Source organism: Polycladomyces subterraneus (assembly GCF_030433435.1).
Classification (GTDB): domain Bacteria; phylum Bacillota; class Bacilli; order Thermoactinomycetales; family JIR-001; genus Polycladomyces; species Polycladomyces subterraneus.
Genome location: NZ_JANRHH010000020.1, coordinates 11414 through 31086 on the forward strand (window position 1 = coordinate 11414; position 19673 = coordinate 31086).

Below are 19673 nucleotides of genomic sequence, written 5' to 3' on the forward strand. Positions count from 1 at the left end.
GGGACGGTGTTCTACGGAATGGTGCGTGACTTTCCATATCGACCGCACCGCCTTCTCGGCTCGCTCTACCTGCGTCCCTTAGAGAAGCACCCCAAGGCCGCTCGAACCGAGGGTGCTGGACGCGGGCAAAGTACGCTTCGCCTCCAGGACTCAACAGACACTCCCTGGCTAAACCGTTCCCACCCTACTGAGTGCCCTATATTCTATTCCCGCCCGGTCGATTGGCGAACAGGCAGATACCCATTTTCCACACAGACGGAAATGATGGACATAATTGGGCTTTCGCCTGTACCGGTCATCTCCGGACAGAATACCATGGTGTGAGAGAAAACAGGTAGTCGAGGTGTTCACGCTCCGGAGGAGGGATGGAACGTTATGAAAGGAATTGTTTTGGCAGGCGGCACGGGCTCTCGTTTGTTTCCGTTAACCAAGGTAACCAACAAGCATTTGTTGCCGGTCGGACAATATCCGATGATCTATCATCCGATCTCCAAAATGGTGCAGTGCGGGATCCGCGATTTGTTGATCATAACGGGTGTTGAGCATATGGGGGATGTGGTGCGCTTATTGGGCAGCGGTACCGAATGGGGGGTACAGTTCACTTACAAGGTGCAGGATCGACCCGGCGGGATTGCACAAGCGCTGGGGATGGCTGAAGAATTCGTCAACGGGGATCGGATGCTGGTCCTGTTGGCGGACAACATTTTTGAAGACGATTTGTCTCCATATGTTTGTGCCTTCGAACACCAACCAGCAGGAGCCAAACTGCTGCTCAAAGAAGTGGCCCACCCGGAGAGGTTTGGCGTGGCTGAGCTGAGCGGGGATCGCGTTGTGTCCATTGAGGAGAAGCCACGTGTTCCCAAAAGCCGTTTTTGTGTGACAGGTATATACCTATATGATGCTCAAGTGTTCGACTTCATCCAGAGGTTATCTCCTTCTGCCCGAGGAGAACTGGAGATCACGGATGTGAACAACCTCTACATCCAACACAGCATCCTCACGTATGACATCCTACGCGGATGGTGGACCGACGCAGGTACGCCCGCATCACTTTTGAGAGCCAACCAACTGTCCCAAGCAATCCGGTTGGATACATGGTCAAAGGGGGGTGGCACATGAGTCGAACCATATTGGTGACTGGAGGAGCCGGGTTTATCGGGAGCCATTATGTCCGTTATCTGATCCAGTATCACCCGGATGTGGAAGTGATCAACGCCGACGCACTGCGTTACTCCGCCAACTTGCTCAATTTGGCGGAAGTCGCGGATCATCCCCGTTACCGGTTCGTTAATGTGGATTTGGCGGACCAACCGGCAGTGGAGCGGCTATTTCAGCGCAAGATCGACGAAGTGATTCATTTTGCCGCAGAATCACATGTGGATCGCAGCATCGAAGGAGCAGAGATGTTTATCCGCTCCAATATCATCGGTACGTACTACCTGTTGGAAGCAGTCAAAAAGGCTGAGGTCGAAAAAATGGTGCACATTTCCACTGATGAAGTGTATGGAAGTGTCTCAACAGGACGGGCAAAAGAACATTCCCCGCTAGCCCCCAGCAACCCGTATTCCGCCACCAAGGCCTCGTCCGATCTCCTGTGTCAGTCTTATGTAAACACCTATGGATTGCCGGTGGTCATCACACGTTGCACCAACAATTACGGTCCCAACCAACATCCCGAGAAACTGATCCCGTGCTTGATCCTTCGCGCCCTTGAGAACCGGCCGCTCCCGATCTACGGCGATGGTTCCCAAGAACGCGACTGGATTCATGTGTGGGATCACTGTGTGGCCATCGATCGGGTCAGGCGGTACGGAAAAGCAGGGAAGGTGTATCATATTGGCGCTGAACACACCATCACCAATCTGGAGGTGGCCAGACGGATCTGCACCCTGCTTGGCAAACCGCATTCCTTGATCCAACATGTGGACGACCGGCCCGGACATGATCTCCGATATTCGCTGGATACGTCCAAAACCCGTGAGGAGTTGGGGTGGCTGCCGATGATCTCGTTTGATCGGGGGCTCAAAGAAACAGTTGGATGGTACCGCAGGCAGCAGGATTGGTGGGAAGCTGTCCGTTCCAAGGCATATCGCCGTCCAATGGAAGGAGGGGAGTGGCGGTGAACATCCTGGTAACGGGTGCGGGCGGACAACTGGGGCGTGATGTGGTGCGCGTGTTGAGAGCACATCATGAAGTGAAGGGATACACCCGCGCACAATGGGATGTGACCGATGAGGCCATCACCTGGAAAATTATGACAATAACCAGACCGGATGTCGTAGTTCATTGTGCGGCCTATACCGACGTGGATCGCAGTCAGACTGATACGGTGGAGGCGCATCGGGTCAACGGACGAGCCACGCGGCAGTTGGCATCCGCATGCGGCATTCTGGGAGCACGTCTGGTGTATATCAGCACGGATTATGTCTTTGATGGCACGAAAAAGGACGGATACACGGAATTGGATCGTCCCCGTCCCATCAATGTATATGGTCGCACGAAACGATTGGGTGAACGGTGGGTGCAAAGATGTTGTCCCCGGCACATGATCCTGCGCACCTCCTGGTTGTACGGTACGCATGGACGCAACTTCGTGTCCGCCATTCTCTCCAAGGCGAAGGAAGGCGGGCCGCTTCATGTGGTGAACGACCAACGGGGCTGTCCGACCTACACGGGCCATTTGGCACAAATGATCGATCGGCTGATCCACTTACAGGCGCAAGGGATCTTTCACACGGCTCATACAGGCTCCTGCACCTGGTACCAATTGGCTGCGGCGATCCTGCAACACGCCGGGTATACCGACATTGACCTGCATCCCATCTCAACTGCGTCATTGGGTCGTCCAGCCCCCCGTCCCGCTGTATCCGTTTTGCATTCCGAGCGCATTCCCAAACTGGGGCTCCCGCTCATGCCCGATTGGCGAGAGGGATTGGCGGCATATTTCCGGGATCGACAGGAGGGAGAAGAGGCATGATCGACGGTGTGGTATTTCAAAAGCTGGAAAAATATTGCGATGACCGCGGCACGTTTATGGAGATCGTGAGGGAAGATCAGCATTTGTTACGTCAGTTCGGACAAATGTCGGTGTCGATGTCCTATCCGGGAGTGATCAAGGCGTTTCACTACCATCGGGAGCAGGACGACTTGTGGCATTTCGTCTCGGGCAATGCACAAGTGGTGTTGCACGATCTTCGAGAATCGTCCCCTACCTATCGGGAGACAGATGTTTATTACATGGGGGAGGAGCATCCTTCTGTCCTGCTGATCCCCAAAGGCGTGGCCCACGGCTACCGCGTGTTGGGAAATCAACCGGCGGTGATCGTGTATTTGACGACCCATGTCTACAACAGGGAACGACCAGATGAGGAGCGTTTGCCCTGGAACGATCCCGATATCGGATTCGATTGGAAAACTCGTTTCCGGTAGGGCGCGGGCAAGTATTCGTTTGATGGATGGGACCGTACACGCCGAAGCCGAAAAGGAGGTGTCGCAATGGAGGTCTGGATACTCCCCGATGCATCGTGGGTGAACCAGGACACTCTCCCAGCATTTCCACCCGTCGGGCGAGATCAGGACGCTGTCCGCGTGACACTGAAAGCGCTGGATGATTGGGTGCAAAAGGACAAACCGCCGGCCGCGGTTAGTATCGCGCCGGTTCGCATCCATGTTCCCTTCCGGCTGTGGGATCATCGGTTAATCCGACTTTTGCGCAAGCAGCAACCACAGGCCGATTTCGTGTTTTACACGGCGCAACTGTCGAAGCACTTGCCATTGCAGGAAGGAGGCGACCGTTTGTGTGTTCCGTCTTTTTACCTGCGCAACCAATATCGGAAACGAAATGAACTTTCAAAAAACGCGATCCGTATTTGTCACCCGGCCGTCTCCGCGGAGACCCCGCACCGCTGGAGTGAGGAAGGCTTGCGTGTGAGGAAGGACGTTCGTCGTGAGCGGGGATGGCAGAAGCGGAACGTGTTGGTGGTGGATGTCTCCCAAGCCACCAAAGTGCAACGTTCGTTTCTGGAGAAGGAATTATCGGTCTCCCGGAATCAGCACCCATCGCTGGTGGTGTATACATGGTTTCGACCAGTACCATTTGGAAAACGATGTCCGCTGTATCTCGCCGCCGATTGGTTGTTGACCGCGTCCTCATCCACCCGGTCCCTGTCTCCGATACATGCCGAGGCGATGGTAACCGGTCTGCCCGTTGTGACATTTGATCTGGGCGATCACGGGGAATGGGTCCGACATGCGCACAATGGCTTGGTGTTGCATCTGGCACAGTGGCGTGCCGAATGGCGTCGCTATCTTGCCGAACTGTTGTCCGACCCGTCATGGTCCCGGGATCTCGGGAAAAATGCCCGTGCGATCGCCGAGCGGTATTTGATGACGAAAACGGAAGGTGGGGCGTGAGGTGGAACAAACACCTACCACTACCATCATCATCCCTTCCCGCAACCAACGGCATACCACGCTCCAATGTTTGCAATGCATCCGGCGGTACACTACATCCCCAGTGGAGATCATCGTCGTGGACAACGGTTCGACAGACGGGTCGGCGGAAGCGCTGGCCCGCATGCCGGAAGTTCGTCTGATCCGCAATGACCACAACAGCGGCTTTGCCGCCGCAGTCAATCAAGGTATCCGATCCGCCAACGGTGCCTATATCGTATTGCTCAACAATGATACATTACCTTCCCATCGATGGATGGCGAACCTATTGACAGTTTTGCGGTCTGATGCGCGAATCGGTTTGGTTGGCCCTCTGTCTAATCGCGTTATCCCGGAACAAAAGGTACGCGTCCGGTTTTCTACAGCCAAAGCGATGCATGCGTTTTGCCGGAAATTTCATCACAGAAGCAATCCGGCCAAATGGCGAACTTCCCCGCGATTGTCCGGCTTTTGCCTGGCGTTTCGAGCCGGGTTGGCCGAGCGAATTGGCTTGTTGGATGAACGGTTCGGTGTGGGCACATATGAAGATGACGATTATTGCTATCGGGCGCGGCTAGCCGGTTACCGTTGCGTCATCGCGGGCGATACGTATGTGCACCATTTGGGCAGTCGGACGTTCCGAAAGAGGGGAAAGGAGGAATTTAAGAAAATCCTGGCGCAGAACCGGCGGTATTTCATCGCCAAATGGGGGATCACACCGGAGGCGGCTGCCAGAGGGGCTTTGTACAAAACCATCCCCCAATGACGAGTGGTTCCATCCGTCATTTCCGTATTTTTCGTTGTTTGGCCATGCGGGCGGCTTTGGGAGGGCGCAGTTTTTTGACCAGTTTTTCCAGATGGGCGTTATGTGATGCTTTGAAATACAGAATGGCGCCTGCCGGCACACTTTGGAGAATGTACTGATACGCTTGGGCTTGGCTGCCGAAACTGGCGATCCGGTTTTTTGGATAACCGTGGTCGGCCGCGCTGGTGGCGATATGGGTGGCCAGTGACCCAATGGTGATCAGACGGGTGGGTTTCAGGGCGGCGACGGTTTGGCCCACTTTGCGATGACCGGATACACTCAATGTACCCAGTTCTGACATGTTCCCCAATACGGCCACGGTTGGTCGACTGCTACCAATCTGCTTTAGTACACGCAATCCGGCGATCATGGCGGTCGGGTTGGCATTGTACGCATCGTTGATCAGAAGATAGTTTCGGACGCCCAGTAACCGCTGCAGACGCATATACGGGACAGGAAAACGTCTCAACCCTCTCTGGATAGACGCGGTCGGCACCTTCATGATACGGGCTACGGCGATGGCGGCCAATGCGTTGTACACGTTGTGTTCCCCCCATGTTGGGATTTCGTAAGGGACACCGTTCACGCGAAACCGCATGCCTCCTGTCGTGTATTGGATATGGGTGGCGCGAAATTGAGCGGGTCGCTGGATACCAAAGTTGAAGATCCGGCTTTGAAACCGCTTGAGATTGAGCATTCTGGAGCCCCGATCGTCGGCGTTGACAATTATGGTTCCTCCCGGACGGATGCCGTCTACCAATTCCTGTTTGGCTCGCACCACATTGGCCAAGGAGTTGCCCAAGCTGCCCACATGCGCCTCGCCCACATTGGTGACCACACCGATAGAGGGTTTGGCATACTGGCACTGCATTCGAATGTTACCCAGGCTGGCCATACCCATTTCCAACACGACGGCCTGGTGTTGTCTGCCGAGATACATCAGATTGTACGGCAGGGATTGCGCGAGATTGTTATTGGCATAGGATTTGAGAACCCGATATTTCTGCATGAGAATAGAGGCGATCATTTCCTTGGTCGTCGTTTTTCCCGCACTTCCCGTCACTCCGATGAATATGGCCCGAGATTGTTCACGTTGCCACCGTGTCAGTTTCCACAAGCCCTGATACACGTGGGGGGTGACGATCAGCTGGTGATGTCCCGGGATACGCGCTTGCCAACTCGGTGGCGCCACTACGGCAGTACACGATTTTTGACGGAGAGCGGCCAGTTGCTTGCCCGCATTCTGATTCGTACGAACGAAAAACACAACACCCGGCTGAAGCCGTGTCGTTTGTCCATACACTGCGTGTTTCACGGGAGTGCGCGGATTTCCACGCAGCAGTCTCCCACCTATGATTTGCGCCAATTTTCCTAGTGTCGTAGGAAACAAATCAATTCACCTCGTCATTTTCAGCGATCTGTTGTCTTATATGTTATGAAGATTGTTTCGCTCCAGTGCTAGACGTGTGTCGTCTACAAGAGTATTTAGTAGAGATGTACAGGAGGGGTTGCAGATGAGGGGGGTGTACGTGTCCACCTCCGTACGAAACCCGTTTGGTTTTTTGGACGGCCAGGTGGTGCGGGCTTTGCGACGCGTGGGGGTGGAGGTGGTACACGTCTCCCCTGGGCCCGGCTTTCCCTCCAAACTCGCACGGGCGGTGCGAATGCACCGGCCACATTTCATATTGTCCATGCTCGGATGTCGTTTGAAAGAGGCCGATCTGCAGGCTATGCGACGTCTGCCGATCCCGACTGCCGTTTGGTATACGGACGACCCCTATGCCGTCGACGATTCGTTGCGCACATGCCGCTTTTTCGATGTTGTTTTCACCAACGAACGGACTTGTGTAGGTGTCTATCAGCAACACGGTTGTCAAAATGTGGTTCATTTACCTTTGGCTGCACCCTACCCTGCTTATGCCCCCCTGCGGACCTCCTATGATTATTGGAGTCGGATTTGCCTGTTGGGTTCTGCCTTCGATAACCGCCTGGCTACCGTGCAAAAACTGATGCCGTTTCTGTCCGAACATCCCACCCGGTTGGTCGGTCCCGGGTGGCGACGGGTCTTGAAAGGGAAACATCGTGGGAACATCCGAACGCTGGATCGTTGGGTATCTCCGATGGAAGCATGTCGTTACTACAACGGGGCGGATATCGCGCTCAACGTACACCGGTCGCCGTTGGATCGGCATCTGGGTCAAAACCGCCGCGGGATCGGTGCACGTACACCCAATAACCGGACGTTTGAAATCGCGGTGTGTGCCACATTCCAGTTGACCGACAAGCGGAAGGATCTGGATGAACTGTATGAACCAGGCCGTGAGATCGGACAGTTTGAAACGCTGGAGGAATGCCTGTCGCTCATTGACTTTTATCTTCGAAAGGATGAAGAGCGCAGTCGTGTTGCGCAACGGGCTTATGAACGAACGCTACGCGAACATCTGTACGAACATCGGATGATCGCCATCTTGGGCCACCTGTTTCCACGGCGTCCATTCCGTTTTCGGGCGGAAACCGGGGTGGAGACGGCGACGGTGGGAAAGGGCATCTGGCATCTCACCGGTGACACCACCCGGTTACCGGGAGGGGGTGGCCGGTTTGTACTGATTCGTCCGGAACACGAATCCGTTGCCCCCGACACGATCCGTCAATGGTTAATGTACGCCGAGGGGGACTCCGGGATCGGGATGGTGGATCCCGGTTCCGAACTCCCCCAATGGACCACTTCGCAAACCGCGACGGGAACGGTCGCACTGGTGCGTCGCGCCGTCTTCACGCAAGCCGCACAGGCCGGATGCAGGAACTTGGCGTCACTGGCGGCGTTTTGCAGAAAGCGCGGCAAACGGATCATCAGTGGGGGCCGGGAGGGGAACGACAACAACGACAAGCTAATGAAAACGTTACCCGAACCAAGGGACATGATGCAATCAGCTTTTCGGGAACGGCTCGCATGTGCCGTGATTGCTTTAACGAAACCCACACCATTTGTTTCTCCGCCTGTGTGGATGTCTGATGCGATGCGCGGATCGAGCGGGGTATTGGGTTTGCCCCCGGTGGAGGAAGAGCGTTGGCGGGATTGGCTCAGGGATTGCCAACCGACAGGCATACAAGCGATGCCGATCCATTCACTACGTCAATCGCTGTCAGACGGGAGGACGCGCGCTTTATTAAAATCCCGGAAGGCCCACGTTGTGGTCGAGCCGTCTCGTCGATCGGAAGCGGAGTCAAATATCGGCCGTGGATACCGTATCAGCCGTATCACCACCTTGCAACCCGGGGTCACGGCCGAACAGCTCCGGGATACCATCTGCCGGTATCGCGCCAGTTGGGTGTGGTTGTTTGTTTCTCCCTCCAAAGCGTTGTACCTGGCTCCGTGGCTGGCGCGGGATTGTTACCGGTTGGTGATCGCCCTTTGCTAAGGACGGATACCCGATTTTCAAGCCCGATGGGCATCGGGCGTTTCCTACCCTTACAGACAGGCATATAGTATCCCCGAGACGGGAGGGTGACCCATGCGATCAAAAGGTGTGGCCGTCTGGCTTACCGGCTTGTCCGGATCAGGTAAGACGACGATCGCCAAAAAGGCGGAAACTAAACTGATTCAGCGTGGACAGCCTGTTCAGCGTTTGGACGGGGATGTGGTTCGAGCACGATTGACCAAAGATTTGGGGTTTTCCCAAGCCGACCGTTTTACACAGGTAGAACGGGTGACCTATGTTGCTGAACTGTTGACGTATCATGGCATCATCGTACTGGCTTCTCTCATTTCACCGTATCGGGAGTTGCGGGCTTATGCCCGTCACCATATCCCATCTTTTGTCGAAGTTTATGTCCGGTGCCCGTTGGAAGAATGCGCGAAACGGGACGTGAAAGGATTGTACGCCCGTGCCTTTCAGGGGGAAATCCCGCATTTCACCGGTGTGAGTGATCCCTACGAAGAGCCGGAGAATCCCGAACTGATCCTGGATACACAATGGGAGACTGTGGATGAGAGCGTGGAAAAACTACTACGATACCTGGAACGACAAGGGTACATTTCGCCAACGGAAGGGGAGGGAGCGTGAAAACGAAAAAAGTGATGGTGATTGGGCTGGATTGCGCCGCGCCGGAATTGGTGTTTGAACGATGGATCGATGAGTTGCCCCATTTAAAGCGGTTGATTTACAGCGGTGTAGCCGGCCGCCTGAGGAGTACCGATCCGCCGATCACCGTACCTGCTTGGGCTTCGATGGTAACCAGCAAGGATCCTGGACAATTGGGGTTTTACGGGTTCCGCAACCGTGTTCGTTATGGATATGGAGGAAACCAGATCGTGGATAGCACAGACTTGCGTGAGCCGACGGTTTGGGACATCCTGGGGAAATACGGACTGCGCTCCATCGTCATCGGTGTGCCGCCGTCCTATCCGCCGAAGCCGATCCACGGCTGTCTGATCTCTTGTTTCCTAACTCCGGATCGATCTTATCCACATACCTTTCCTGCCGAACTGGGGGAAGAAATCGAGCGGGAAGTAGGGGAATACCAATTCGACGTGGAAAATTTCCGTACCCATGATGTGGGTGCACTGTTAAAGCAAATCTATGAGATGACACGTACCCGTTTTGCCACGGCGCGTTATTTGATTCAAAACAAACCATGGGATTTCTTTATGATGGTAGAAATGGGTACGGACCGAATCCATCACGCGTTTTGGCACTACATGGATGAGCAGCACGTGTTGCATCGTCCTTCCCCGTACAAAGACGCCATCCTGGAGTATTACCGGTTTGTAGATGGCGAGATCGGTCAGTTACTGGAACTCGTCGACGACGACACGGTTGTGATGGTCGTTTCCGATCACGGTGCCAAGCGGATGGACGGCGGTTTTTGTATCAACGAATGGCTGATCCAGCAGGGACTTTTGAAGTTGAAAAAACGCGTGGACCGACTTACACCGCTCACCCCCGATCTGGTCGATTGGAAACAGACGCGCGCGTGGGGCTACGGTGGCTATTTCGGACGATTGTGCATCAACGTCAAGGGGCGGGAACCGCACGGGATCGTACCGCGTTCCCGGTATGAGTGGTTGCGAAACCGGATTGCACGTCAGTTACGCACATTGAAGGACGAAAAAGGAAATCCGTTGCAGACCCGTGTGATCAAACCGGAGAGAAAGTATGTCGTCACACGCAACATCCCCCCGGATCTCTTGGTCTATTTCGGCGATCTGTATTGGCGGTCGGTGGGAAGCGTCGGTATGGGGAGCTGTTTCGTGTATGAAAACGACACGGGGCCGGATGGAGCCAATCATGATTATGAGGGGATTTTCATCGCCACCAAAAAAGGGGCGCCCGTCGGGAATAAACCGCGTACCCTGAACAGGTTGCACCTGATGGACGTCACACCGACAATTTTACGCGAATTTGGTGTTCCGCGGAGAAAGGGGATGCAAGGAAAAATGATCCCCATCAGTATGGTGCCACGTCCCGCCAACACAAAAACCCGCCCATGATGGCGGGTTTTTCATATGCGGGGAATCAATACCCCAACTCACTCAGACGTTTCTTCACTTTTTCCTCTTCTGCTGCGGTTTGGCGGTGCAGGCGCACTTTCACTCCCTGGGTCAAGGGGTCCTTCCGCTTATATCTCGTCAACTTGATACGGATCCATCGGGCCATGATGGCATGCAGTCGTTTAGCTACTTTAGGGGCGCGTTGTATGAGATTTTTCGTCTCTTTTGGGTCCAGCTTCAGATTGTACAGCTCATACCGCGGGTTCCCGTATACATCCGGTTCCAGCGACTGAATCAGTTTCCAATGCGGTGTGCGAATGCTCCGTTTCAACTGCCAGTTAGCTTCGCATGAAATCGCATAGGGGCGTACGTTTTTCGCTTTCCCTTTGATGGTGGAAACCATGGAGAATCCATCCAATGGTTGGATATGACGTGGGATGGGGATGCCGGCAATGGCGAGAATGGTAGGCAATAGGTCGGCATGTTGGACAAGATCAGGAATACGTCGTTGGGTGGGAAGCTTGGCAGGACAGGAGAGGATGAATGGAACATGGATGGTGGGATCGTACAAACCGTGGTGATCGTAGTAAATACGATGTTCTCCCAAGCTCTCACCGTGATCGGATATCAGAATGACGAGGGTTTCTTCCCATATTCTCCAATCTTTCAAATGCGATACCAATTGACCGACGGCATCGTCAGCTTGGCTGACGGTGGCATCGTACAATTCGTTGATATGTTGGGGATTGTTGATATCTTTACTCCAGCGACGGATGAAGCTCCACAGCGGCTCCCGAAGAACGGTGTTTAACCCGGCGGCCTGTTGGAGTTGTTGGGGAGAGTGGACATGCATCCGCCTGAAAGACGGTTGCGGTAAATAGGGGAAATGTGGGTCCCAGTAATGAACAAACAAGAACCAGTCTTTTTCCTGTCGATGATTTCGCAACCAAGTGAGCACGTGTCGGTTGATTTCGTGCGCGGGCACAGTGAGGTGAGGTTTTCCTAGTCCGGCAGGATCGATATATGTCTGGTATCCCCGTTTAAACCACGGGTTGTTCTTACCGGTGATGCGCGTATTGCAGTCGACGGCGGCTGTGCGGTAACCATTTTTTTGCAGAATCTGGCTCAGGGGAGTGAGCCGGGACGGGATGGTTGTCGGTTTCATATTGACGATACCGTGTTGGTAGGGAGATTTTCCGGTCATCATCGTGACAAATGAACTTTGGGTCACATTGTTTTCTGCGATGCAACGCTCAAACAGTACGCCGTCCTTGGCAAGCCGATCGATATGCGGTGTCATGTTGGGCTTATTGTAACCGTAACAACCGAGACGATCAGCGCGCAACGTATCGATGGCAATCATCAGGATCTTCACGCAGTATCACCTGCCTTTGAGTCGATCAACTAATATATACCCGTATGATGGATACTGGCGAAAAGCTGCTTTCGCTTTGTCGCTTGCTCTCAGTAAAAACAGAGAGGCGGCATCTCCCTATAGCGTATGAAAAGGTCGAAAAGTGGGTTCCTTTCCCGCATCGAACAGGCGAATCGACGGGAGGCAAACGAGGGTTTTTCCAAGGAAACCGAACGAGACCGAAGCGGATCAAATATAATAGTGTAGTTGTGCATCCTCTTACAGAAAGGGGAGGAAGGGCTAGAATCTCTATGCGTTTATTCTACGTTTCTTCCGGTTGCGGGTTTCATTTCCAACACTATCTGTCTGATGAAGACGAAAACATCATTAGCGCATTTCGGGAGATTGCCAAAACCATACCGGATTTCCACTTTGATACGTTTCTCCTCCAACGGGAACCGCTCAATCGGCTGTCGGCAAAAGTAGCCGCCTTCCGCCCCGATTTTATTTTGGTTTTTCGAGGTTATCGCTTTCCACTCACCGCCGTCCAACAATTGCGCAAGTTTCAGGTACCCATCGGGATCTGGGTGGTGGATGATCCGTATCGCCTGAAGACACACGAACAGCTGGTGAAACCATATCCTTTCGTGTTTACACAGGATTCCAGCAGTGTCTCCTTTTACCGTCATATGGGGAAAAAGGCGTTTTACCTCCCTTTGGCCGTCAACCCAGCCAAGTATAGACCGGTCAAAGTCCCACTGAAATACCAGTCCGATATTTGCTTTGTGGGAAGCGCGTTTCCTGTTCGGTTGCATTTTTTCGATCAGATGACGCCTTTTTTACTGAAAAAGCGGTTTATCATCATCGGTCAATGGTGGGAGCGGTTGAAAAACTATCACAAGCTGAAGCACCGCATCCGCAATCAACCTATCCCGCCGTCGGAAGTGATCAAATACTACAACGGGGCCAAGATCGTACTTAATATCCATCGCACCCCAAACGATCGGCGGGATAACCATCGTAACCTCCCCGCCCATTCGCCCAACAACCGAACGTTTGAGATTGCGGCCTGCCGCTCGTTTCAACTTCTCACCTGCCGTCGGGATCTCAAGAGGTTTTACGTATCGGGACAGGAGATGGTTTGCTTCCAAAGCATCGACGATCTCAAACGGAAAATCAATTACTATCTCGCACACGACGATGAACGCAACCGGATCGCGGTCCAATCCTACCAACGAACGTTGCGGGATCACACCTATCACGTTCGTCTTCGCTATTTGCTCCATCTGCTGGATCAACACCTTGGACGCAAGACGAAAGTGGCAGAGACGAATCGACTTCCGTGACCATGTAACAAGACCGTCTCCTCGAACAGGAGACGGTCTTGTTTATGTTCGATGGTCTTTTATTTATGGTACTGCTCAATCTCTTCAAGTGTCTTTACGATATCCTGTTCAAACTGCCTTTTCGTATGACGGAGAGCCGAATGGTACGCACCGACGAGCAGCTTGCGATGCAGCCGCCTGTCTCTCAACACTTTCAACAATGCCGAAGCCAGCGCTCTGGGTCGTTTGGGAGGGACGATAAATCCGCTCGTCCCGTGGTGGCAAAAATCGAGGACCCCATCGGAATTGGTAGTGACGACAGCCGTTTTGCACGCCATCGCTTCCAGTACAGGCAAGACGAAACCTTCATACCACGAAGTGGAGACGAACACGTCTGCCGAACGATAAAGATGGGCCATTTGTCGGTCGGTTTTCGGTTGATGGATTTTGTGGGGGATCCCTGGCAGTCTCAGAGGTTTTTCCGTACAGATCAGGTTGGCGAAAACGGCTTGCGGTATTTTTGCTGAAACCAGTTTCATCGCTCGGACAAAGTCCTGAAAGCCTTTCATTCGGCAAGAAGACCAGCCGATCATCCTGGGTAATCCACGGAAACTGATGGCGCTCACTTCCTGGAAACCGGAGGTCCGCTCAGTATTATTGCAGCTACGACGGTTGATGGATATGTGTTTAAAGCCCGTTATACGAGTATGCACATGTTGGCGAAAACGAGCATCAGGGCTTCTACCATCGGCACGGTGGTAACGGGAATTCTTCTTTCTGTATGGACAAATTGGGGGTTATTTCGATGCCGTTGGATCATTGTCAAAGAGATTTTGACCATCCTGTCGATCGGATTGGACGTAGTGGGCATGTATTTCTGGACCTTAAAAGCCGCCGCCTTAACATCAGCGGAAGGTTTGAATACGCTGCAAAACCCGGCCTTTACCGTGAATAATCTTTGGATTGGGATCATCCTACAAATTATTTCCTTGGCAGTGAGTTTGTCATCTCCATTTTTAAACCGTGGGGACCGAGGAAACAGTGAACAAAAGCGAAACCAACCCACCAACAAACTCAGATAAGAAATGGTTACAGGGTGCGGGTGGCCATTTTCGCTCCCTTTTCTTTTTCAATTAATCCCAAAGGTCTTCCATCGGAAAACGGCCACCCATCGTAATCAGTTAATCATGAACTAATCATGAACACTCTTATCGTCGCATATCGTATTTAATCCTCGGAGAAACAGATCTACCATCAAGCGATAACTTTCGTCACGGTCTAATGGAAGTCCGAAAGCACCGGCCGATTCCAACGATGCGAAGCCATGCGCCAAACTGCGGAGGCCGCGCACCACATGAAGAGCTTCGTTTTTTTGAAGACCGAAGGGTTCAAGGACGGTGAGCAGGATATTTACCACTTCTTCTGACGCTCTTTGTGCTTCTGTATCGTTCATGTCAGGGGCATGGAGTGTTGCTTCATATAGTCCGGGATGCTCACGGGCAAAGGAGCGGTAGGCCTGCATGATCGCCTTGACGGCATCGTCTGTCGCTTTGCCGACAGCCGCTCTTTCCAGACGTTTCCCCAGCTTGTTGATCCCGTAGAGGGCCAATTCGCGCAGAAGGCCACCTAGTCCCTCGACATGATTGTAGAGCGAGGGGGTACGCACTCCCAATCGCGAAGCTACTGCCGCCAGCGTCACTTGATGTAGTCCAAGCGAATCCGCCAGTTCCGCCGCCGTACGTACCACTGTCATCCGATCCAATCCGGCTTTTGCCACCATCTCACATCTGCTCCTTCAGGTTGCGTTCGGCTTCTGCGATGGCATGATCCATTAGCGAAAACGGTTCGGACAACACCGGCCCGTGGCCTACAGCCAAATGAGTTGGTTTTAATCCGCGCAGATGCTTGGCACTCTCCAGAGCCGTAGGCTTGTGCCACGTGCCCAAGGCAGGGAAGGGAAACCAAGGTTTTAATGTCCCCGCCACAGCTACCCCGCCGCGTGTCTGATATGCATCCCCCGCGATAAGCGTGCCGTCCCGTGTATCCAGAAAGGCGACATGACCGGGAGTATGTCCTGGGGACGGAATGACTTCAAGGGATCCGACACGGTCCCCCGCCGTGAGTAAACGGGTGGGCTTCGTTTGGCAAGAGGGCACGGAACCGCGCAATGGGATGGACGGCTCGTCGGGGTCGAGGGATTTATCGCCGCGGAGCAGGCGGGCTTCGCGTTTGGAGATCAGGATTTCGGTATCCGGCATCGCGTCGTGCAGAGCATCCAACGCCCCTACGTGATCACTATGGGCATGAGTCAGGGCAATACGGACAATGGGTGCGCCGAGCTGCTCGGCCGCCTCAAGAATTTTTTTGGCGCTGCCGGGAAGCGCCGCATCGATCAAGGTGAATCCGTCCTGTTCCTTTACCAAATAGCAGTTGACTGGAAAGAGCCTCGGAAAAAACGTCAGTTGGACGACATGACCGAACGGTGTTATTCTCATCGATGCAACATCCTCTCAACGGAAACTAATACGATTAGATAATAAACTAATACCATTAGCCAAATCAACCATTGACGATGGTGAGCATTGATCTGATAATTAACAAATTATTTAAATTGGTTTCATTGTTTAATATTAAAATAAGTGTTATAATCAGTCATGTTATATAATATGACATCAATAGATGAGGAGAGCGAAGAGTGGAAGAGACCGATTTTTGGTTACAAATCATCCGGCGTTTAGATCAAGGAGAAAATCAAGCGGCAATTGCTCAATCATTTGGATGGACGCGCGGGCAGTTCCGATATCGCTTGCGTCGCTTTCGGGAAAGGTACCAAGAACGCTTGGAAGCGGCGGCCGGTCCTGAACCGATTTCTGCTCTGGAGAGGAAACATGTTCGTTTCTGGATGGATGAGTCTTGGACCAGAGAAGGATTGCCCAATCGGGTGGTATTGATGGCCAAAGATCCTTGGACAGTATTTGCCTACTGGACTGTGGCACAGTGGCGAAAAGATATGGTAAGTCGTCATTTCGAAAAGAGCTGGAGTCATCTCCCCCTGTTTCTCCGATTACATGATGTGACAGATCTCCTATTTGACGGTGAGCATGCTCACTCCCGCCAGGAATTATCGGTTCATCCAGACGCTGATCACTGGTATTTTCGTCATGTTACGCCAGGTCGTCAATATTTGCTGGATTTCGGCACTTACACTGACGAAGGAGTCTTTTTTACTATCTTGCGGTCTAATGTAGCAGGAACCCCTTCACACAATGTGCATGATGCTTTTCAACGATTTGGACCGGTAACGGCACTATATGTGGGGAGTGAAGGAAGAAACGGATATTACCAAGGGGTGTCAAAAGAACCGAAATGGGCGAATCGGTTTACGGGATATTCCTTGGTGGAAGAGGGGGAGGAAAAGTAGAAATGGCGCAAGGGGCATTGGCGTTGATTCTGCATGCTCATCTACCGTATGTCCGTCATCCGGAGCGGGAAGATGCTTTGGAGGAGCGTTGGCTGTTTGAAGCGATAACGGAATCCTATATTCCTCTGTTGTCGATGTTTCAACGATTGATCAAAGAGAGAGTAGCCTTTCGAGTAACCCTTTCTCTCAGCCCCACCCTGTTGTCCATGTTGTCAGATCCCCTGCTTCAAAAGCGCACATTGCAACATCTGGATCGGTTGGTAGAGTTGGCGGAAAAAGAGATGGTGCGCACCCACAATCTGCCGGATTTTTATCCTCTCGCCAAAGCCTATAAAGAGCGATTTCAGGAAATACGAGACTTTTACCTTCGGTATCGGGGTGACCTCATTCAGGCTTTCCGTGAATTACGGGATTCGGGACACATCGAATTGATAACAACAGCGGCCACTCACGCCTTTCTTCCTCTGGTACTGACGGAGGAAGGTGTACGGGCACAAGTGTTGACGGGAATACGGGAGTTTGAACGCCATTTTGGTGAGCGGCCTCGCGGCATGTGGCTTCCGGAGTGCGGTTATTTTCCCGGACTGGACCGGTTGTTGGCAGAACAGGGGATTGGATGGTTTGTTGTCGATTCCCATGGCGTGCAGCATGCTCGTCCCCGTCCGGATTTCGGGAACTTTTCCCCAGTGGTTTTGCCAACAGGAGTAGCCGCCTTTTCCAGGGACACGGCCTGTTCTGAGCAGGTATGGAGTTCCAAGACGGGCTACCCGGGAGATGTGGATTACCGGGAGTATTATCGTGATATCGGTTTTGATTTGGATCTGGAAACGATTGGACCGTATATTCACCCAACGGGTATTCGCCACAACACAGGAATCAAATATTATCGCATCACAGGAGAAGGTGATCACAAAGAACCGTACAATCCGCAGTGGGCACGGGAGAAAGCCGCCGCGCATGCCGGGCATTTCCTTCATTTGTTGACCCAGCGGGTCTGGGAAGGAACGAATCGAACGGGACGTCAACCGATCATCACGGTTCCATTTGACGCCGAGTTGTTTGGACATTGGTGGTATGAAGGTCCTTTGTGGATCGAGATGTTGCTAAAAAAAATGCACTACGATCAGGTTGTGGTAAAGGCCACGACTCCCTCCGAATATTTATCCCTTTACACGGATTATCCGGAATGTCAGATGGACATGAGTACCTGGGGGCGCTACGGATATGCAGATGTATGGCTGCGGGAGGAGAATGACTGGATTTATCCGGCTTTGCACAAGGCGGAAGTGCGGATGAGTGAACTGGCCAGCCGTTGGGCGGGAGAACAAGACCAGCTCATCCAGCGAGTGTTGAAGCAGGCGGCACGGGAACTGATGCTGGCGCAAAGCAGTGACTGGGCTTTTATCATGGACGGTAAAACCGCCGTGAACTACGCGGTACAACGGACCAAGCATCATATCAATCGTTTTTGGAAGCTGGAGGAGATGTTGACATCTAATCAGGTGGACGAAACTTTGTTGGAGACAGTGGAATCGTTGGATGCGCTGTTTCCGGATGTTGATATTGCCGCGTATCGATATCGTCAGCCGGCTTCCGAGAAGGAGAATGACAGAAATACCCCTCGGGTGTTGATGTTGTCCTGGGAGTTTCCTCCGATGACGGTTGGCGGTTTGTCGCGTCACGTTTATGATCTCTCACGCTATCTGGTGAGATGTGGATGGGAAGTACATGTCATTACCACGGAAGTAGAGGGAGCTCCGCATGAGGAGATCGTGGATGGGGTACATGTGCATCGGGTACATGTGGTACGTCCCTTTGGAGAAGCCTTTATCCATTGGGTGGCCCAACTGAACCTGATGATGGTGGATGCGGTAGAGCTCTTGATCAAAAGCGGATACACATTTGATGTGGTCCATGCCCATGATTGGCTGGTGGAGGAAGCGGCCACCACGATCAAACATCGTTGGGGAATTCCCATGATTGCCACCATCCATGCAACGGAGCATGGGCGCAACCACGGTATTCATACGGATTTGCAGCATAAGATCCATCATCGGGAATGGCGTCTCACGTATGAAGCGCAACGGGTTATTGTATGTAGCCGCTATATGAAACAGGAAGTGGAGACGCTGTTCCAATTGCCGCAAGACAAATTAGATGTAATCCCCAATGGAGTCGATCCTGAGCAACTGGCTCCAACGAATTTGGGAGACGAAACCCTGGAGCCTTTTGCGTTGCCACATGAACGCGTGGTGCTGTTTATCGGACGACTGGTGCGGGAAAAAGGTGTGGATACACTGTTGACCGCAGCGGGAAATATATTGGCCCGCCACCCCGATGTCAAGTTTGTCATCGCCGGAAAAGGACCGATGATGGAGGAGTGGAAAAACCAAGCGAAACGGTTGGGCTACGGGGATAGGGTTTTGTTTGCCGGTTTTGTCTCAGACGAAGATCGCAACCGTTTGTTGAGGAATGCGGCAGTCACCGTTTTTCCCAGTCTATATGAACCCTTTGGTATCGTCGCTTTGGAGGCGATGACTGCGGGGTCGCCTGTCGTGGTGTCTGATGTGGGCGGTTTGGCTGATGTGGTGGAACACGGACAAAACGGTCTCAAGATGTATGCAGGAGATGCCCGGTCCTTGGCGACACAGGTGAACGCGCTGCTGGATGATCCGGTATGGGCGCAACAGTTGGCGGAAGCGGGACGGCAATCCATAAAACAATATGATTGGAGCAGGATTGCCCAACAAACGATAACGGTATATCAACGTGTTCTCGGGAAAATGTCTCATCATGATCAGACAGAGGAGATCCCGGTACCCAGTCTTACGAAGTAGGTTCTCGCT

The 19673-nt window shown here is 52.9% G+C and carries 18 protein-coding genes; 13 read left to right on the forward strand and 5 right to left on the reverse strand.

The features are described from left to right. The first annotated feature begins 375 nt into the window (after window positions 1-375). From NWF35_RS04420 to NWF35_RS04445, 6 genes are all read left to right on the forward strand, one after another. Window positions 376-1119, forward strand: coding sequence for a sugar phosphate nucleotidyltransferase (locus NWF35_RS04420; RefSeq protein ID WP_301237866.1), 744 nt, complete (start codon window positions 376-378; stop codon window positions 1117-1119). Beyond that, window positions 1116-2123, forward strand: coding sequence for a dTDP-glucose 4,6-dehydratase (gene rfbB / locus NWF35_RS04425; RefSeq protein WP_301237867.1), 1008 nt, complete (start codon window positions 1116-1118; stop codon window positions 2121-2123). The genes NWF35_RS04420 and rfbB overlap by 4 nt, the downstream gene beginning before the upstream one ends. After that, window positions 2120-2977 (forward strand): dTDP-4-dehydrorhamnose reductase, encoded by an 858-nt coding sequence (gene rfbD, locus NWF35_RS04430; RefSeq protein ID WP_301237868.1) that lies wholly within the window; start codon window positions 2120-2122, stop codon window positions 2975-2977. The genes rfbB and rfbD overlap by 4 nt, the downstream gene beginning before the upstream one ends. Beyond that, on the forward strand, window positions 2974-3429 hold the full coding sequence (locus NWF35_RS04435; protein WP_301237869.1) for a dTDP-4-dehydrorhamnose 3,5-epimerase family protein: 456 nt from the start codon (window positions 2974-2976) through the stop codon (window positions 3427-3429). Before rfbD ends, NWF35_RS04435 begins: the two co-directional genes overlap by 4 nt. A 66-nt stretch (window positions 3430-3495) precedes the next feature. Next, window positions 3496-4413: a glycosyltransferase gene (locus NWF35_RS04440; protein WP_301237870.1), complete on the forward strand. Its 918-nt coding sequence runs from the start codon at window positions 3496-3498 to the stop codon at window positions 4411-4413. A 1-nt stretch (window position 4414) separates the two neighbouring features. Then, entirely contained in the window at window positions 4415-5197 is a 783-nt protein-coding gene (locus NWF35_RS04445; RefSeq protein WP_301237871.1) for a glycosyltransferase family 2 protein, read from the forward strand. Between the two features lie 16 nt (window positions 5198-5213). On the opposite strand, the gene NWF35_RS04450 is transcribed toward NWF35_RS04445, so the two are convergent. Further along, entirely contained in the window at window positions 5214-6626 is a 1413-nt protein-coding gene (locus tag NWF35_RS04450) for a UDP-N-acetylmuramoyl-tripeptide--D-alanyl-D-alanine ligase (protein WP_301237872.1), read from the reverse strand. 139 nt (window positions 6627-6765) lie between these two features. On the opposite strand from NWF35_RS04450, the gene NWF35_RS04455 reads away from it, so the two are divergent. From NWF35_RS04455 to NWF35_RS04465, 3 genes are all read left to right on the forward strand, one after another. Continuing rightward, window positions 6766-8655, forward strand: a complete 1890-nt coding sequence (locus NWF35_RS04455) for a CgeB family protein (RefSeq protein ID WP_301237874.1) — start codon at window positions 6766-6768, stop codon at window positions 8653-8655. Between the two features lie 93 nt (window positions 8656-8748). After that, window positions 8749-9300, forward strand: a complete 552-nt coding sequence (cysC, locus tag NWF35_RS04460) for an adenylyl-sulfate kinase (RefSeq protein ID WP_301237875.1) — start codon at window positions 8749-8751, stop codon at window positions 9298-9300. Further along, the gene (locus tag NWF35_RS04465; protein ID WP_301237876.1) at window positions 9297-10727 is read left to right on the forward strand and encodes an alkaline phosphatase family protein; all 1431 of its coding nucleotides are present in this window, start codon (window positions 9297-9299) and stop codon (window positions 10725-10727) included. Before cysC ends, NWF35_RS04465 begins: the two co-directional genes overlap by 4 nt. Window positions 10728-10752: 25 nt before the next feature. Here the strand turns inward: NWF35_RS04465 and NWF35_RS04470 are convergent, their stop codons facing one another. Next, entirely contained in the window at window positions 10753-12102 is a 1350-nt protein-coding gene (locus NWF35_RS04470; protein WP_301237877.1) for a sulfatase family protein, read from the reverse strand. Between the two features lie 290 nt (window positions 12103-12392). On the opposite strand from NWF35_RS04470, the gene NWF35_RS04475 reads away from it, so the two are divergent. Continuing rightward, window positions 12393-13427: a CgeB family protein gene (locus NWF35_RS04475; RefSeq protein WP_301237878.1), complete on the forward strand. Its 1035-nt coding sequence runs from the start codon at window positions 12393-12395 to the stop codon at window positions 13425-13427. 59 nt (window positions 13428-13486) lie between these two features. Here NWF35_RS04475 and NWF35_RS04480 read toward each other — a convergent pair whose 3' ends face one another. Beyond that, a complete protein-coding gene (locus NWF35_RS04480) occupies window positions 13487-13999 on the reverse strand; it encodes a glycosyltransferase family 4 protein (protein WP_363321553.1) in 513 nt (170 codons plus the stop codon). Window positions 14000-14119: 120 nt separating this feature from the next. Between NWF35_RS04480 and NWF35_RS04485 the strand changes: the two genes are divergently transcribed. Further along, on the forward strand, window positions 14120-14488 hold the full coding sequence (locus tag NWF35_RS04485) for a hypothetical protein (RefSeq protein ID WP_301237879.1): 369 nt from the start codon (window positions 14120-14122) through the stop codon (window positions 14486-14488). Window positions 14489-14598: 110 nt separating this feature from the next. Here the strand turns inward: NWF35_RS04485 and NWF35_RS04490 are convergent, their stop codons facing one another. Together NWF35_RS04490 and NWF35_RS04495 are read right to left on the reverse strand one after the other, a co-directional pair. Next, window positions 14599-15186: a TetR/AcrR family transcriptional regulator gene (locus NWF35_RS04490; RefSeq protein ID WP_301237880.1), complete on the reverse strand. Its 588-nt coding sequence runs from the start codon at window positions 15184-15186 to the stop codon at window positions 14599-14601. A 1-nt stretch (window position 15187) separates the two neighbouring features. Further along, window positions 15188-15901, reverse strand: a complete 714-nt coding sequence (locus tag NWF35_RS04495; RefSeq protein ID WP_301237881.1) for an MBL fold metallo-hydrolase — start codon at window positions 15899-15901, stop codon at window positions 15188-15190. 200 nt (window positions 15902-16101) lie between these two features. Here NWF35_RS04495 and NWF35_RS04500 point away from each other — a divergent pair, with 200 nt between their 5' ends. Both NWF35_RS04500 and NWF35_RS04505 read left to right on the forward strand, forming a co-directional pair. Next, window positions 16102-16827: a DUF4912 domain-containing protein gene (locus tag NWF35_RS04500; protein ID WP_301237882.1), complete on the forward strand. Its 726-nt coding sequence runs from the start codon at window positions 16102-16104 to the stop codon at window positions 16825-16827. 2 nt (window positions 16828-16829) lie between these two features. Continuing rightward, window positions 16830-19664: a 1,4-alpha-glucan branching protein domain-containing protein gene (locus NWF35_RS04505; RefSeq protein ID WP_301237883.1), complete on the forward strand. Its 2835-nt coding sequence runs from the start codon at window positions 16830-16832 to the stop codon at window positions 19662-19664. The last annotated feature ends 9 nt before the right edge of the window (window positions 19665-19673 follow it).

Coding starts and splice junctions, on each gene's coding strand:
- rfbB (WP_301237867.1), top strand. CDS start 1,116: ATGAGTCGAACCATATTGGTGACTGGAGGAGCCGGGTTTATCGGGAGC.
- cysC (WP_301237875.1), top strand. CDS start 8,749: ATGCGATCAAAAGGTGTGGCCGTCTGGCTTACCGGCTTGTCCGGATCA.
- NWF35_RS04495 (WP_301237881.1), bottom strand. CDS start 15,901: ATGAGAATAACACCGTTCGGTCATGTCGTCCAACTGACGTTTTTTCCG.
- NWF35_RS04485 (WP_301237879.1), top strand. CDS start 14,120: ATGTTGGCGAAAACGAGCATCAGGGCTTCTACCATCGGCACGGTGGTA.
- NWF35_RS04505 (WP_301237883.1), top strand. CDS start 16,830: ATGGCGCAAGGGGCATTGGCGTTGATTCTGCATGCTCATCTACCGTAT.
- NWF35_RS04490 (WP_301237880.1), bottom strand. CDS start 15,186: ATGGTGGCAAAAGCCGGATTGGATCGGATGACAGTGGTACGTACGGCG.
- NWF35_RS04435 (WP_301237869.1), top strand. CDS start 2,974: ATGATCGACGGTGTGGTATTTCAAAAGCTGGAAAAATATTGCGATGAC.
- NWF35_RS04420 (WP_301237866.1), top strand. CDS start 376: ATGAAAGGAATTGTTTTGGCAGGCGGCACGGGCTCTCGTTTGTTTCCG.
- NWF35_RS04475 (WP_301237878.1), top strand. CDS start 12,393: ATGCGTTTATTCTACGTTTCTTCCGGTTGCGGGTTTCATTTCCAACAC.
- NWF35_RS04440 (WP_301237870.1), top strand. CDS start 3,496: ATGGAGGTCTGGATACTCCCCGATGCATCGTGGGTGAACCAGGACACT.
- NWF35_RS04480 (WP_363321553.1), bottom strand. CDS start 13,999: ATGATCGGCTGGTCTTCTTGCCGAATGAAAGGCTTTCAGGACTTTGTC.